This is a genomic window from Corynebacterium sp. KPL2861, assembly GCF_040225475.1.
Lineage (GTDB): Bacteria > Actinomycetota > Actinomycetes > Mycobacteriales > Mycobacteriaceae > Corynebacterium.
In genome coordinates this window covers 68,041-82,534 of sequence record NZ_JBEHFW010000002.1, presented here as the reverse complement: position 1 = coordinate 82,534, position 14,494 = coordinate 68,041, and the positions used below count along the sequence as shown (strand labels likewise).

The following is a 14,494-nucleotide window of genomic DNA, read 5'->3' as shown; positions in this document are numbered from 1 at the left end:
GTATCCTCGTAGGTAATTATGGATACTTCAAATTCGCTTGCCCAGGCCACCCGTGACGCCTGCTTTATTCAGGCGGGCCTTGATGCCGCCTTCCGGGCCCGCCTGGGCGATACCACCGATGTGGAATTTAATTTCCTCACCCCCTCAACGGATTCCGAGGGGCACCTCAACCACAATCAGTCCGTGGAGATCCGCTGCAGCTCGCCCTCCGGCGTCAAAGACTTCCGGGGCACGCGCATCGCCGTCATCGATTGCGCCGGCTCGCCTACCTGGCGGTGGGCGATGCAGGCAGAGGCTGACCTGCCACAGGGCGGGGATGACCCGGCGAAGTTTATCCCCCTCGCCCGCCTCCTGGCCGGCAATGCCCCGGTGCTGCGTGCGTGGCAAGGCGATCATGAGGCGATCATTGCCGTGGATTTTCACCCTCGCCTCGACTTTCCCACCAGCATTGCCGCGGGGCTTCGCCGCAGTTCGCCGGACATCGATGAGCAGCGCGCGGTGCACGAACTCGCCCACCACTTGGGCATTACGCTCGCGGAATCTGCCGCGGATGCTGCTACGGAGACCGCCGAGCATTTCTCCGATGGAACGACGCTGCATTTTTCTAGCGCACTAGGCGCGCCGCAGATCACGGCCATCGAGCCGGGCATGAAGGATACCCGCATCATCGAGGATGCCTTTTATTACGGTATGGAGCACCAGATGTACTTCCAGGGCAATTTCCCCGAGTCCACGGTGCACCTCAATGCGGACGAGGCTACGGCGGAAATCCGCTATTCCGGCGGGAAATCCGAGGCCATGGCGGTACTCATCGCCACCATTTCGGAGGAACAATTCCTGTGGGCGTGGGCCGATCCCGCGGTCAAGGACACCGCGGCCGCGCAGGCCGCCGCGAACCTGTACCGCTTCGGCATCGATCACCAAGTCCCAGCCTTGATCAGGCCCGCGCTGCCCTTGGACTACGCGCGCGCCCGGCAGGTACCGCAACTAGCCCTGCCCATCCTGGGCATGTGGACGTTGGTGGGCACCACGCTTGCCGATGGCCGCGTCGGCCTCGTCCTCCTCGATTCCGAAGCCCTGCATTTACCGCAACCTACCTCCGCGGCCACGGAGGCCACGCTGGCGGCTACCCCACCCCGAGAGATCAATGAGGCGCAGGCCCGATCGGCCTACGCCTCTTTCCGCGGGATTAGCCTTTAGCTAATACGTCGCGGATAGCGTCTACATCCACCTCCGCGACGCTTGCGGGGTTAAATGCCGCGTCATTGGATTTATCCACCAATACCGCGCGCACGCCATCGGAAAAGTCATCGCGGCGATACATATAAGCGCCGAGTTTCTTTTCCAGCTCGAGGGCATCGCGAATGCTCGAGCACTGCGCCTCCGCCCGGTAGAGCTCCAGCGCGGCCACGATGGAGGTTGGGCAGGCCTGCACGGTGAGCTTTTCTACCAGCTCCTTTAGTTCCGGGTATTCCTCTGCGGCCGCGGTGATGTCCTGCCAGGAATCGTGGCGGAAGCTAGCCTCGATTCCCCCGATGAGCTCCGCAAGCGGGGCCTCGTCTTCCGGCTGCACGGAGTGCTGTTCCAGCGCGGCATCAATACCTTTGTCAATGACGTCGTTGGCAAAGGCATCGCCGTCTTTGACGTAGTCCGTGGCCAGCCCGCTCCATACGAGGTCTGCGGCGTACATGCGGTAGCCGGTAATGCCCCAGAACTTCGCGAGCTCTGGCGAAGCCTTGCCGCGCGTGCCCACGGCATTTTGGGAGGCATAGGCCATGCCCACATCCGTGACGTAGCCGATATTCATCTCCGGCATGGAGGCGAAGGTCTTATCCGTGACCACGCAGTGCGAGCCGTGCGCGGACACACCCAGCCCGCCGCCCATAGCGATGCCATCGACCAGCGCGATGACCGGCTTGGGGTATTCCGCAATATCCCCGTTAAGGGTGTATTCCGAGCCAAAGAAGTCATCCACCTCGTCGTAGTTGCCGTCGACGATGCCATCGCGGGCCAAGCGGACATCGCCGCCCGCGCAATAGGCCTTGGGGTTGGTAGAGGTCAAAAGGACCTGCTCTACCTCGTCATCGGCGCGCCACTTATCCAAGGCAGCGGCGATGAGATCGATCATTTCTGGGCTCAGGGAGTTGAGAGCCTTTGGGCGGTTGAGCTCAATGACTCCGGTATGGTTGCGGATTGAGGACACGATAGGTGCATCATTAGTCATATCCTCTATTGTGACACACAACTCATGTACCTAGCTACCGTTTGCGACTTCACAGATAGGTCTTAATCTTGCTTCCACAGCTTATCGCCCTAGACATGGACGGCACCCTACTCGATGGAAACGGCGACTTGCCGCCAGGATTCGCGGCGACCAGCGAGCGTGCAACCGAGCTTGACGTCACCCTTGTTCCGGCATCGGGGCGCCAGCTCGCCACCCTGCAAGAGATGTTTCCCCATGAAGAGACCTTTATTGCAGAAAATGGCTCCGTGGTTGTGCACAATAACGAGCTGCTGAGCACCACGCCCCTGCCGTCATCGGCCGTCCACGCTGCGGTAACCGCGCTCGACGCGGTAGCCCAACCCCACACCGTGGTGCTGTGCACGCCGGCTACGGCGTTTGTGGAAAGGGGCATCGACAAGCAAGCCTCCGCCGAGATCTCTAAATACTATAAATCCATCACCTGGGTGGATGACCTGCACGATCCGCTCGATGAAGAAATTATCAAAATCGCGGCCTTCTGCGCCGATGGTAGCGAGAAACACCTCCACGATCCGCTGCGCGAGGCTGTGCCCGAACATAATATTGCGGTATCTGGGGCGGTGTGGCTCGATGTGATGGCGGCCGGGGTCAATAAGGGCGTGGCGCTAGAAACCATGGCGTCGCTGCTAGGTATCCCCCAATCCCGCACCGCGGCGTTTGGAGACTTCCTCAACGATTTCGAACTACTCCAGGCCGCTGGAACCGCCATTGCGATGGACAATGCGCACCCTAAACTCAAGGCCATCGCAGATACCATCGCGCCGCCCAATACCGAGTATGGGGTGCTGACAGTGCTTAATCAGCTTTTTGCCAGCGAACAGGATTAGACTCTTTTCTTTCACCATCTATCCGTAAAATATTGCCAATTTTCCGCGCCACGCCGTGCTCTCTACTTTGAGTAATGGCACTGCTCGCGGTCTAAAATTGGCCGATTAGTACATTTTCGTAGTGCAATGGGAGTTCATGTGAATCGTTTTCTGCGCTCGCTGCTGGGGAAGAAAGATTCCGAGCGTAATGAGGCCACGCCGCCGCCGACGCGGCAAAAAGATGGGCCTACAGGTGATTCCTCCACTGAGGCTTCCACACCTAATTCCAGCGCACCGGCCGAACCGAATGCGGAAAGCCACACTGATAATGGCGCGCGAAAGCAACAACAGGCTCCCAGCTCGAGTGGGCAAAACAGCAAGTCAACACCACAGTCCAAAGGCAAACAGGACAGTAAGAAAGCTGCACAAACAAAGCCTACGGACATCGACCGTGGTCTCGCGCGCCAGTCGCGCCAGATAGGTACGCCCACGCCGCAACAAAAGCAGGCTACCCGCGCTCAAAATGCGAAGGCTGCCAAATCCGCTCCGACTAAGGGCACTACCCAAAACAAACAGAACGGTGCCGCGCAGAAAAAGACCGAAGCGAAAAAGCGCCAACCGATAAAGCCAGCCACGGCCAAAGGATCTAAAAAACCGCAGCAACCCGCGACCGAGACGAAGGAATTCCCAGCGAGCCCCGCCGGTACATCCGGCAGTCCTAATACTTCCCGCCCTAAAAACTCCGCTCGCGCATCCCAATCTTCCGGCACTACTCGGTCCTCCGACGCTGCTCGTCCTTCGGGCACGGCTAAGCCTTCTGGCCCTACGAAGCCCGCCGATGATTCGGCGAGCGCCACGCAAGGAACCCCTGAATTTCCTACCCAGCAGTCTTGGCCCGCCCAAAAGCCCAAACAACACAAGCCAGAGCAAGCAAAGCCCAAGCAGCACAAGCCTGAACAGCGCGCATCTAGTCGGCAGCGACCAGAGCAGCGCCAAACCGCACAAGAATCTGCCGCTGCCCAAGGGCCCGCCTCTGTCCAGGAGCCTGCCTCTGCGCAAGAACAAAAGACTAGGAACCCGGGTGGAGAAAAGACCGCACCCACGAGGGCCGCTCAGCCTCAGCGCATTCCTGCCGAAGAGAACGCGCGAGAACAACAGCCTGCAACCGATCACTCTGCAGAGAAGTCATCTTCGCAGGGCAAGCAGGGCGCCAATAAATCGAAATATGCCTTGCAGAATCAACAAAACGACTCTGAAGTACTCGCAATACCGCCAGAGGATAAAAACGTGCGCAAGAAGCGGCACGCGCGGCTACGCCAAGTCAAGGGCCTGGATGGCCTGCGCGGCCTAGCCGTTGTCGCTGTGGTCTTATACCACTTTTTCGGTGACGCCCTACCCGGCGGCTACTTGGGCGTGGACATGTTCTTCGTCCTCTCCGGCTTCCTTATTACATCGCTCCTCGTGCGCGAATACCGCACATCCGGGACGATTAGCCTGAAGGACTTTTGGGTCCGACGCTTTAGGCGCATCCTGCCGGCCGCCGTCGCCGTGCTCGTTTTCTGTACGGCAATCGTTGCGTGGATTGGCGGAGATTTGGCCGTCGGCCTGCGTCAGCAATTCTTCGGCACTCTGTTCTTTGTCAATAACTGGACACAGATTGCCACCTCGCAATCCTATTTTGCTGATAACGAGATCCAGGTATTCGCCCACTACTGGTCACTCGCCGTAGAAGAGCAATTCTACCTCATTTGGCCGCTGCTCATGCTGGGTATTTTCCGCATCTCATCGCGCCAGCCGCGCCGCCTTCCAGTCGTGGTCGCCAGCGTGCTGGGGCTTGCCTCCTTCGCGGCCATGTGGTTTATCTTCACCCCAGGCGAAGATCCCACCCGCGTGTACTACGGCACGGATACCCACGCTTTCGGCCTGTTGACCGGTGCAGTCCTCTCCTTGTTGATGACCTCTACGAAGTCCGATCCCAACGCGGATTCCTGGGCCACCACCGGCAGGGTAGAAACCCGCGCCGCCGGCATCATTGGCTTCTTGGCACTTATCGGCTACGTTGCGCAACTATTCCTCATGCCTGACGATGCCGAATTTACCTACCGCGGCGGACTCTTCCTCACCAGCATCCTTGGTGCCCTCATGGTGTGGGGTGTCATTCACGAGTACGGCCCGATGACGCCGCTATTTAGAACCAAAGTCATGCGATGGTTCGGTCAGCGTTCCTTCTCGCTGTACCTCTGGCACTGGCCGGTCATCATGATTTTGCAGGCGCTATTCCACGGCAATCAGAACTCTGAGGACTCCTGGATTCTAGGCTTGATCGCCATCCCCATCTCCCTGATCCTCTCAGAGATCTCTTATCAATTCATCGAGAACCCTTTCCGCCGCGGCGGGTACAAGAAGACGTGGAAGAACTACTGGGCCTCGCGCCCGAGCTTCAGCGAACTCAAGGATGGTTTTGGCAAGGCCATGTGGCCAGTGGTCCCATTCTTGGTTGTCGCCTCTCTGGTTGGTGTTGTCTACGGCGTGGTCAATTCCAGCGGCAAGACCGAGTTGGAGCAGCAGCTCGACCAGCTCCAGCAGCAAAACGAAAGCAATAACCCACCTCCACCGGAGGCATCCGCGCCATCGACAGCATCGACTGAAGACGATAAAGACGGGGCGAAGGAAAAGGACGACGCCAAGACCCGCCCCATCCCGAAGGGAACGGACATTACCGCGATCGGTGATTCGGTGATGCTGGCGGCTAGTGATGCCCTCAGCCAACGGTTCCCTGGCATTTATATCGACGCCCAGGAATCCCGCCACTACACGGTAGGTATCCAAATCCTTCAGCAAATGAAGGATGCCGGTACGTTGCGCGATACCGTATTCTTGGGATTCGGTACCAACGGCGCCGCCCAGCCAAATCAAATCAGCCAGGCCATGGACATCATCGGCAAAGACCATACCGTGGTAATGGTGGTTCCCTACGGTGACCGCGAGTGGATGGCGCAGTCCCAGCAGGACGTCATCGACGCCGCCAAGGAATACGACAATGCCTATATCGCTGACTGGTGTGGCTACGCCGAAAATAATCCGGACATGCTCTACTCCGATGGCGTCCACCCGCTTCCCGAAGGCGCCACCGGCTATTCCGACGCCTTCTATGACGCTCTGAAGCAATATTCCAAATACGACAAGAGCGTGTCCTCACAATGCCAGGCTTAACGGAGAGCGCGGCGGTAGGCAGTTAGCGCATGTGCGCCGGCTTCCTACCTTGGCCCCACCCTCGCCCGCCCCTTCGCGCTCGCGGGGTGGTTCGATCTCACGGGCGGGTTCCCCGCCCGTGACCGCGAAGGGCGGGGTTATAAGCTCCGACTCGTAGGTGAACGCATAAATGAAGACCGCACCCATGGTTCACATGAGTGCGGTCTTTAGTATTAGGCAGCGTAATTAATCGACGGCGAACTCGCCCATCTTGTCCCACCCGGTGCGTCCATCGATGTGGACGTTGATGATGTCTGGGGTCTCTACGAGGTACTTAGGGAATTCGTCGCAGGCGCGCTTGAAGTGCTCGCCCTGAACGTGTTCTACGTCCTTGCCATCTGCGTAGGACTCGAGCAGCAGGAAGCGCTGAGAGTCTTCCGGATCGCGGTACCACTTGAAGTCGATGCATCCAGGCTCGGCGTTGCAAGCCTCGGTGTACCAGTTGATCTCATCAAGGAAGGTATCGGCGTATTCAGGCTTTACGTGGAACTGTACGTTAATCAAAATCATGCCCCCGATTCTACCAATGATGTGTCCACTACGTCATGGCTGTTCTGCCATGCACGCGGACCTCGGAAGAATCGGGGGCAGGTTCCGCGGAAGCTAAGAACTAGTTGAGGAAGTACTCCGCGATGTAGATGAACTCGCCGTCAAAGGCGGTGGCGACGCCATAACCGTACTCAGGTCCGGGGGTTACCTCGAGGCCCCGGTTAAACCAGTTGAGGCGCTCCTGGGCTTGCTCTTCGGACAGACGGTAAACATTGCCCTGCCCTTCTTCAGTGTGGGTCACGCCGCTTGCCACATCGCCGTAGTACTTTAGCTCACCGTTTGCACCCTGGTTTGCCCATTCCTGCGCGATAGCGCTTGCGGTCTCATCCGGGTGGTGGCCAGCCTGGGCTAGGTGATCAGCGGTGGCTACCTGCAAGTCAGCGGCAACCTGCGGGGCTTCGAAGGCCTCAGGCTCCGGTGCGGCTTCAGCCGTAGGCGCTTCTTCCGCTGCTACTTCCGGTTCAGCTTCGGGTGCGGCCTTTAGAAAGCTGGGCAAAGTAACGTTGTACTTTTCAGCAAGGGTAGACACCTGCTGAACCTGCGGGGTCGCGTTAAGCTCCGCAGAAGCCACTGCCGTGGTGCCGGACAGGGCGAGTACGGTGGTCAGGACTGCTGCGGTGGCGCTTCGAATCGGCTTCATAATTTTCAGCCTGTCATAACTTTTCAGAGGGCGAAAGCATATCGCCGGTTCCACCGCACTTCGATATGGCTTTGTTATAGAAACGGCGCTCGGTGAGTTCTCGGCTACCTCGCGGTAGTGAAGAAGCCTCCAGGAGGCCTAATAAATACCTACATCGAGTTCATCGAATTGCCGCTGCAGCTCCTCCGAATCAATGGAGCGGGCAACATCGGGCCCGGCGATGGCCGCAAAGCCATCGAGGACAGAGTTCCCGTAATTATGGCCCACACCATCGGGAACATCCTTGGCTCCGGGTAGATCCGCGGCAACTTGCAGGTAGGTAATAATAGGCATCCACTGCATCACGCGTTCACGGGAATAGGGGGTATCTTCTTTCATCCAATCCGGCTCTTTGAAGGCCAATTCGGGCGACCACCAGCTCACCGGATCGGAAGGATGCTGAATATACAGCATGCGGGTCCTGCCCCACTCCTCTTCCGGAACGCGTCCCCAGCGGCGAACCTGGTCCACGTCGTTGGCAAAGCGAACCACGAGGCCGCCGGCGTAGACCGGCGAGATTTCTGTGGACCCGGGATCACGGCGCTCCACAAACTGCGAGCGCAACTGGTTAAAGTGCGGCGGGCCAGTCAATAAGATGCCATCGACGGAATTGGCAATATCGCGCACCCCGGAAAAGGCGGCCTCGATGCCGGTTGTGCCTAAGGACTCGCCGTAGAGGTAGAGCTTGGGCCGGTCATCTTCTGGCAGTGAATTCCACCAGTCCACGATGGGGTTGATGAACTCTTCCCCGGCGCGCTCTACTTGGCCGCCGCCGCCAAGGAAGTGGAATACAGACGGCATGGCGGAATACTGCGCCGCGGCAATGGCGGTATCCCCACCATAGAGTAGTTCGAAGGCTTGCGCGGAATAGGACGATACCCAGCCGGTGCCGGTAGTCATGGTCAACAAGAGGGCCTTGCGGTCTTGGGCGTGGGTGCGCTCGAGTTCATCGATAAGCAGCTGCGCCCGCCCCTCATTGGAGTCGCGGTTACCCAGGCCGGCGTAGGCGCGGATGGGTTCTTTGGCAGGTTTCCCGGTCACCTGTTCTAGCTCGGCCTTATGCGCGCCGGAGCTTAGGAACCGGGAGCCTTGCAGGCCCACGCCGTTCCAGTCGACATCGGAAGTAGGCGATCCGGAGCGCTCACTCAGGGTGGGGCGCTGAGCGTCCGGATCGGGGTCGGCGTTCTGGGCGGTAAATACCCTATCGCCCAAGCCCACGATGGCGCCGGGAATGATGTTTTCAACGGTGTAGATAACAATGACCGCAACGATGAGCACTGCCCCAAGGCGGCGGTATGTGGAGCGGAATCGCTGCGGGAAGCGGCGCGCTAACCAGCGCACCAGAAAGATAATGGAGCGCAGAATAAGCAGAAAGGCGGTAAATACCGCCAAGGCCAAAGGCACCACCAGCAGGTAGCTCGACATAGACGGCGCGGGTACGGAATATACGCGTGCGAGCTGGTGCTGCCACCGGACGGCGATAATGACGAAACCGACCATCCACGCGATAAACGCGCCTGTGGCGATGCGCGCGAGTAGCCGGTAGCGCTTAGGCTCCCACGCAGAGGCAGCAAGCCAGGGATACTTATCCGCCCATTTGCTGACCACGAAGCGGTACCACACCAGCTTCACGCCGATGCCCACCACGTAGCCAAGCCCGGCGGCAAGGCCTGAGACCAGGCCTTGATAGGGCCAATCGCGCGGCAAAATGGAAGGAGTAAGGCCCAAGGTAGACAGAACGGCGGCGCCGATAATGCCCCACGGATCGAGGTGGCGGACAATATCGGCGATGCGCGCTTCTACTGCTCGAGCTTCTCCCCTAACTCCAGCCATTCCATCTCCAAATCCTCATAGGCGCTGCGGTTGTCCTTCATTTCCGTATCGAGGCGAGTCATCGCTTCGGTATCAACTTCTTCTGCCGCCGCAGCCAATTTCTCATTGATCTGCGCGGCGGATTTTTCCAGCTTCTGCATCTTCCGCTCGAGGGCATTCATCTTCTTGGAGATTTCGCGCTCTTGCTGGGAAGAAAGCTTCTTCTCCGGCTTCGGTGCCGCCGCCTCCGACTCCTTTTCTCCCAGGTTTATAACCCCAGTGTTCTTGCCAGCCTCGATTTCTTCGCGTTTGCGCAGATACTCGTCGATGCCGCCGGGAAGGTTCGTCAGGTTGCCATCGCCAAAGAGCGCGTACGTATTATCCGCAATCCGCTCGATGAGGTAGCGATCGTGCGAAATGACCACCAGGGTACCCGGCCAAGAATCGAGTAGAGATTCCAATTCCTGGAGCGTATCGATGTCCAGGTCGTTAGTGGGCTCATCTAGCAGCAAAACATTGGGTTCTGCCATAAGAACGCGGGTGAGCTGGAGGCGGCGACGCTCGCCACCGGAGAGGTCGCCGACCGGGGTGCGCTGGCGCTTGGCGGAAAAGCCGAGGCGTTCGGCCAGCTGAGAGGCGCTGAGCTCCTTCTTGCCTAGCTGCACGTAGGTGGCAACGTCCTCGACGGCATCGAGAAGCCGGCGCTGCGGATCCAAGTCATCGAGTTCCTGGCGCAGCCAGCCCAAGCGCACGGTTTGGCCCTCGATGCGCTTTCCGGCTGCGAGCTCGTATTCACCCGCCAGCGTGCGCAGCAGCGTGGTCTTTCCAGACCCATTCACGCCGACGAGACCGATGCGCTCGCCCGGGGCCAGGCGCCAGGTGAGGTGGTCTACCAAGGTGCGGCCATCCGGGGACTTGATCGTGGCATCTTCTAGCTCGATGACCACGCGGCCCTGGCGCTGCTTGGAAAAGGACATGAGCTCAACCTTGTTGCGCGGCTCGGGGACATTAGAAAAAAGCGCTTCCGCGGCTTCAATCCGGTAGCGCGGTTTCGAGGTACGCGCCGGTGCCCCGCGGCGCAGCCACGCCAATTCCTTGCGGGCCAGGTTTTTGCGGCGCTGCTCCATCGCATCGGCCTGGCGGGCGCGCTCGGCGCGGGCGAAGGTCCAGTCGTTGTACCCGCCCTCGTACGCATCGACGGTGCCGTCGTGAACCTCCCACGTCCAAGTGGCGATGGTATCGAGGAACCAACGATCGTGGGTGACTACGATGACGGCGAGGTTGCGCTTGAGCAGGTGATCCGCCAGCCACTGCACGCCTTCCACGTCAAGGTGGTTCGTGGGCTCATCGAGCACCACGAGGTCTAAATCCTGCACCAGCGCGGCGGCAAGGTTGACGCGGCGGCGCTCGCCGCCGGACAGGGAGCCCACGGGAGTATCCAGCCCCAGGTCCACGATGCCAAGGCCGCCGAGCACGTCGCGCACCTTGGCATTGGAAGCCCATTCATAGGTCTCGAGCTCGAGGGGTTCAATGATCGCCTGAGCGATGGTGAGCTCTTCGGGCAGATCAAATCGCTGCGTCACCACAGCCATGCGCAGATCCGAAGTGTGGGATACGCGGCCGGAATCCGGCGGCTCGATGCCGGTGAGTACTTCCAGCAGCGTGGTCTTGCCGCCGCCGTTCACGCCCACGATGCCGATGCGATCCCCGGTTTGCACGCCGAGTGATACCCCATCAAGGAGAGTTTTTAAGCCATAGGATTTCGTGACTTGCTCGAGGTTAATCAGGTTTGCCATAACAGGGACTCATCTTAATACCTCCCTACCGTCACCCCCGCATTCCAAAACATGTTGCTACCGAATTTCACTTGCAATACTCTGCGTGTGTATGAAGAAGCACACACTTACCCTCTGCACTATCCTCTCTGCCTCAGCGCTCACCATCGCTTCCTGCTCGGCGCCGGAAGAAGACACCGACGCCCAAAACACCAGCGAATCCACCACCGCGGAAAGCCACGAACATGACCATGACCACGATCATGATCACGAGGGCCACTCCCACGACGGCATGGAGGCCGAAGAAGGACAGACCGAGGTAGCCCAGCTTCCCACGCGCATCGTCTTCTCCCACGCTGATGGTCTGACCACCTACGATGCCAAATCCGGAGACGTCCTCGATGAAGAAGAGATGAATGCCTTCCTCCGCCTCAATGACGCCGGCAACGACCGCCACGTCATGGTGACCAAGGGCGATAACTTCCTCACCTACGACACCGGCCGCATCACCAAGGCTCACGGCGACCACAATCACTACTACACCGCAGATCCAGAGCTAGGCGATGACAAGATTAAGGCGCCCCACGCTGGCCACGTAGTCCACCACGATGGTTTTACCGCCCTATTTTCTGATGGCGATGGCGTAGCCAAGATTTATAAGACCGAGGACATCGGCTCCAAGGACGCCAAGCCCGTCAACACCGTCAAGACGGGCGAGGCGCACCACGGCGTGGCCGTCCCGCTTGAGGATGGCTCCGTGGTCATCACCAAGGGCACCGAGGACGAGCGCCACACCATCCAGCACCTGGACAAGGACGGCAAGGTCTTGGATGAGACCACCAAGTGCCCCGGCGTCCACGGCGAAGCAGCCGCTGGAAATGGAAAGCTCTTCTTTGGCTGCGAAGACGGCCCCGTAGTCTTTGACGGCTCCAAGTTCCACAAGGTAGACGTCTCCGGCTATGCCGGTGCCGATGGCTACCAGCGCTCCGGAAACGCCGCGGGTTCTGAGGAATCGAACGTCATCCTGGCCGATAATAAGACCGACAAGGACGCCGAGTCCGAGCACCCCACCTCCGTGACGCTGATCAATACCGAGGACTACTCCGCCAAGAAGGTGGACTTGGACGGCTCCTACTGGTTCCGCTCCCTGGCACGCGGCCCGATGGGCGAGGCCCTAGTGCTCACCACCGATGGCAAGCTCAATGTCATCGACCCAGACTCCGGCGAAATCACCAAGCAGATCGACGCGATTTCCAAGTGGAAGGAAAACGAGGAGTGGCAGCAGCCGGGCCCAATCCTGAAGGCCGCCAATGGCTATGCCTACATCACGGACGCGCAGAAGAAGGAGCTCGTCGTCATCGACCTCTTGCGCGGTAAGGAAACCGACCGCTACGAGCTGGACTTTGAGCCCACCGAAATGGCCGTGCTCTAAATATCCAGCGCTCTAGTGCTCGTGCTTGGCGATGCCCCCACTCGCCCCAAGCTAGAGCACCTCCGCACCCGCAGCCGGGCCCTGGGCTACAACGCCCTTGGTGCCCGGTATTTCTATGCTGACCTGTGCTGCAACTTCCTCCGCATCTTCCTGCGAAGCGCATAAGAACGCGCAGGTGGGCCCGCTGCCGGAGACGATACCGTTGAGCGCGCCCGCATCCATGCCCGCCTCTAAGGTCTTGCGGAGATCTGGGCGCAGGGATAGCGCGGCGGGCTGTAGATCATTGTGTAGGTGCGCCGCCACACGGTGGGCATCGCCGGAGATAAGCGCCTGGGAAACCTCCGTCGTATCGAGCGCCGGCGCGGTTACCCGCCCTGCATCACGCAATTCATCGAGTTTGCTGAACACACTTGGTGTTGAGAGCCCACGGTCAGAAGCGATCAGCGCCCAGTGATAGGTGCCCCTGGTCATCATGGAGGTCAACTGCTCCCCGCGCCCAGTACCAAGCGCTGTGCCGCCCAGCAAGGTAAACGGCACATCGGAGCCGAGGGCGGCGCCCAAGGCATTCAGAATGTGATCTCCTACCGAATCAATCCCGTAATAACGGCCGTAGCAGCGCTCGGCAAGGCGCAGCGCCGCCGCGGCATCCGCAGAACCGCCCGCCATGCCGCCGGCGGTGGGAATCGCCTTGTGAATCTCAAGGCCCACCTCTGGAATCTTGATGCCGCCGCGGGTGACATACAGGTGCTGCATGATGCGGTCTACCGCAGTCCAGGCCAGGTTCGTATCGTCCTCGGGCACGCCCGCCGCGTGCGGACCGGATACCTTGAGGTGCTGCACGCGGGGCTTATCCACTTCGGGGTTGCCTAAATCAGTCAGCGTTACCGTATCGTGCAGGCTCAGGGACTGAAAGACCGTGACTAGCTCATGAAAGCCATCCTCCCGCGGTTCCGCCACGCCAAGGCGCACATTGACCTTGGCGTGCGCATGCGCGGTATAGGTGATCGGCTCGTTTCCGTGTGGTGCGCTCACTGTAGTCCTGCCAATCGTACAAAGTCTGCAACAGCGAGCTTTTCCCCGCGCTGCTTCGGATCGATTCCGGCCGCGCGCAAGGCCTCCTCGGCGGCCGCGCCGGAGCCGTAGTGGCCCGATAGCGCGGCGCGGAGGGTTTTGCGGCGTTGGGCAAAGGCGGCATCGACAAGCGGCCAGACCGCAGCGCGCGCGGCATCGTCAACCGGCCAAGGCGGGGTATCGAAGACATCGATGCGCACCAAACCGGAGGCGATATTGGGCGCGGGCCAAAAGACATTCTTGCCTATGGTCCCAGCCTGGCTCACCGTGCCATAAAATCCGGCCTTCACGGAAGGCACGCCGTAAATTTTACTGCCGGGCTCCGCAGCGAGGCGCTGCGCCACCTCCAGCTGCACCATGACGAGCACGCGGCGGATGGAGGGAAAGGTCTCCAAAAAGTGCAAGAGCACCGGCACTGCCACGTTATAGGGCAGGTTGGCCACCAGCGCCGTAGGTGCCGCGACATCTTCGCTGGTCACGCGCAGCGCGTCCTTTTCCACCACGCGCAGGCGCTTAGCGTAGTCCGCCGCGCGCTCACTCACCGTTGCCGGCAGCTGCGCCGCCAGGCGCGGATCGATTTCCACCGCGGTGAGATCCTCAACGGATTCCACCAGCCCTAAGGTCAGCGACCCCAACCCGGGGCCGATCTCCACGACGCGGTCTGCGGGATCCAGGTCCGAGGCCGCGATGATGCGGCGAATGGTATTGGGATCGTGGAGGAAATTCTGCCCCAATTTCTTGGTGGGCGTGATATCCAGTTTCTCTGCTAAAGCTCGGATTTCTACTGGGCCTAAAAGCGCGGCGCCCGGGGAATCAGTCATGTTTTCTAACCTAGTAGAAGAATGCAGAAAATCG

Annotated in this window: 11 protein-coding genes; 4 read left to right on the top strand and 7 right to left on the bottom strand. The window is 59.9% G+C overall.

The window, feature by feature from the left end; translation table 11 throughout:
• Positions 1-18: 18 nt before the first annotated feature.
• A complete protein-coding gene (locus ABRP84_RS01975) occupies positions 19-1,200 on the top strand; it encodes a DUF6882 domain-containing protein (protein WP_349852462.1) in 1,182 nt (393 codons plus the stop codon).
• On the opposite strand, the gene ABRP84_RS01970 is transcribed toward ABRP84_RS01975, so the two are convergent.
• On the bottom strand, positions 1,190-2,224 hold the full coding sequence (locus tag ABRP84_RS01970; RefSeq protein WP_349852460.1) for a 3-hydroxyisobutyryl-CoA hydrolase: 1,035 nt from the start codon (positions 2,222-2,224) through the stop codon (positions 1,190-1,192). The two genes, ABRP84_RS01975 and ABRP84_RS01970, sit on opposite strands and share 11 nt — an antisense overlap.
• Positions 2,225-2,292: 68 nt before the next feature.
• Here ABRP84_RS01970 and ABRP84_RS01965 point away from each other — a divergent pair, with 68 nt between their 5' ends.
• Positions 2,293-3,090, top strand: coding sequence for an HAD family hydrolase (locus ABRP84_RS01965; protein ID WP_349852458.1), 798 nt, complete (start codon positions 2,293-2,295; stop codon positions 3,088-3,090).
• 138 nt (positions 3,091-3,228) lie between these two features.
• Positions 3,229-6,282, top strand: coding sequence for an acyltransferase family protein (locus tag ABRP84_RS01960; RefSeq protein WP_349852456.1), 3,054 nt, complete (start codon positions 3,229-3,231; stop codon positions 6,280-6,282).
• Between the two features lie 225 nt (positions 6,283-6,507).
• Here the strand turns inward: ABRP84_RS01960 and ABRP84_RS01955 are convergent, their stop codons facing one another.
• The 4 genes from ABRP84_RS01955 to ABRP84_RS01940 form a co-directional block, all read right to left on the bottom strand.
• Positions 6,508-6,831, bottom strand: a complete 324-nt coding sequence (locus ABRP84_RS01955; protein WP_005279956.1) for a putative quinol monooxygenase — start codon at positions 6,829-6,831, stop codon at positions 6,508-6,510.
• A gap of 100 nt (positions 6,832-6,931) precedes the next feature.
• Positions 6,932-7,510, bottom strand: coding sequence for a hypothetical protein (locus tag ABRP84_RS01950; protein WP_349852453.1), 579 nt, complete (start codon positions 7,508-7,510; stop codon positions 6,932-6,934).
• A 138-nt stretch (positions 7,511-7,648) separates the two neighbouring features.
• The gene (locus tag ABRP84_RS01945) at positions 7,649-9,382 is read right to left on the bottom strand and encodes an alpha/beta-hydrolase family protein (RefSeq protein WP_349852451.1); all 1,734 of its coding nucleotides are present in this window, start codon (positions 9,380-9,382) and stop codon (positions 7,649-7,651) included.
• Positions 9,349-11,157, bottom strand: a complete 1,809-nt coding sequence (locus tag ABRP84_RS01940; protein ID WP_349852448.1) for an ABC-F family ATP-binding cassette domain-containing protein — start codon at positions 11,155-11,157, stop codon at positions 9,349-9,351. The genes ABRP84_RS01945 and ABRP84_RS01940 overlap by 34 nt, the downstream gene beginning before the upstream one ends.
• 91 nt (positions 11,158-11,248) lie before the next feature.
• On the opposite strand from ABRP84_RS01940, the gene ABRP84_RS01935 reads away from it, so the two are divergent.
• Positions 11,249-12,568 (top strand): hypothetical protein, encoded by a 1,320-nt coding sequence (locus tag ABRP84_RS01935; RefSeq protein WP_349852445.1) that lies wholly within the window; start codon positions 11,249-11,251, stop codon positions 12,566-12,568.
• Positions 12,569-12,619: 51 nt separating this feature from the next.
• Here the strand turns inward: ABRP84_RS01935 and ABRP84_RS01930 are convergent, their stop codons facing one another.
• Together ABRP84_RS01930 and rsmA are read right to left on the bottom strand one after the other, a co-directional pair.
• Positions 12,620-13,600: a 4-(cytidine 5'-diphospho)-2-C-methyl-D-erythritol kinase gene (locus ABRP84_RS01930; RefSeq protein WP_349852443.1), complete on the bottom strand. Its 981-nt coding sequence runs from the start codon at positions 13,598-13,600 to the stop codon at positions 12,620-12,622.
• Positions 13,597-14,460, bottom strand: coding sequence for a 16S rRNA (adenine(1518)-N(6)/adenine(1519)-N(6))-dimethyltransferase RsmA (rsmA, locus tag ABRP84_RS01925; protein WP_349852441.1), 864 nt, complete (start codon positions 14,458-14,460; stop codon positions 13,597-13,599). Before rsmA ends, ABRP84_RS01930 begins: the two co-directional genes overlap by 4 nt.
• Positions 14,461-14,494: the final 34 nt, after the last annotated feature.

What these genes read in the sequence shown, in the direction of transcription:
- ABRP84_RS01975 (WP_349852462.1), top strand. Translation starts at nt 19, where the DNA reads ATGGATACTTCAAATTCGCTTGCCCAGGCCACCCGTGACGCCTGCTTT.
- ABRP84_RS01950 (WP_349852453.1), bottom strand. Translation starts at nt 7,510, where the DNA reads ATGAAGCCGATTCGAAGCGCCACCGCAGCAGTCCTGACCACCGTACTC.
- ABRP84_RS01970 (WP_349852460.1), bottom strand. Translation starts at nt 2,224, where the DNA reads ATGACTAATGATGCACCTATCGTGTCCTCAATCCGCAACCATACCGGA.
- ABRP84_RS01945 (WP_349852451.1), bottom strand. Translation starts at nt 9,382, where the DNA reads ATGGCTGGAGTTAGGGGAGAAGCTCGAGCAGTAGAAGCGCGCATCGCC.
- ABRP84_RS01940 (WP_349852448.1), bottom strand. Translation starts at nt 11,157, where the DNA reads ATGGCAAACCTGATTAACCTCGAGCAAGTCACGAAATCCTATGGCTTA.
- ABRP84_RS01955 (WP_005279956.1), bottom strand. Translation starts at nt 6,831, where the DNA reads ATGATTTTGATTAACGTACAGTTCCACGTAAAGCCTGAATACGCCGAT.
- rsmA (WP_349852441.1), bottom strand. Translation starts at nt 14,460, where the DNA reads ATGACTGATTCCCCGGGCGCCGCGCTTTTAGGCCCAGTAGAAATCCGA.
- ABRP84_RS01935 (WP_349852445.1), top strand. Translation starts at nt 11,249, where the DNA reads ATGAAGAAGCACACACTTACCCTCTGCACTATCCTCTCTGCCTCAGCG.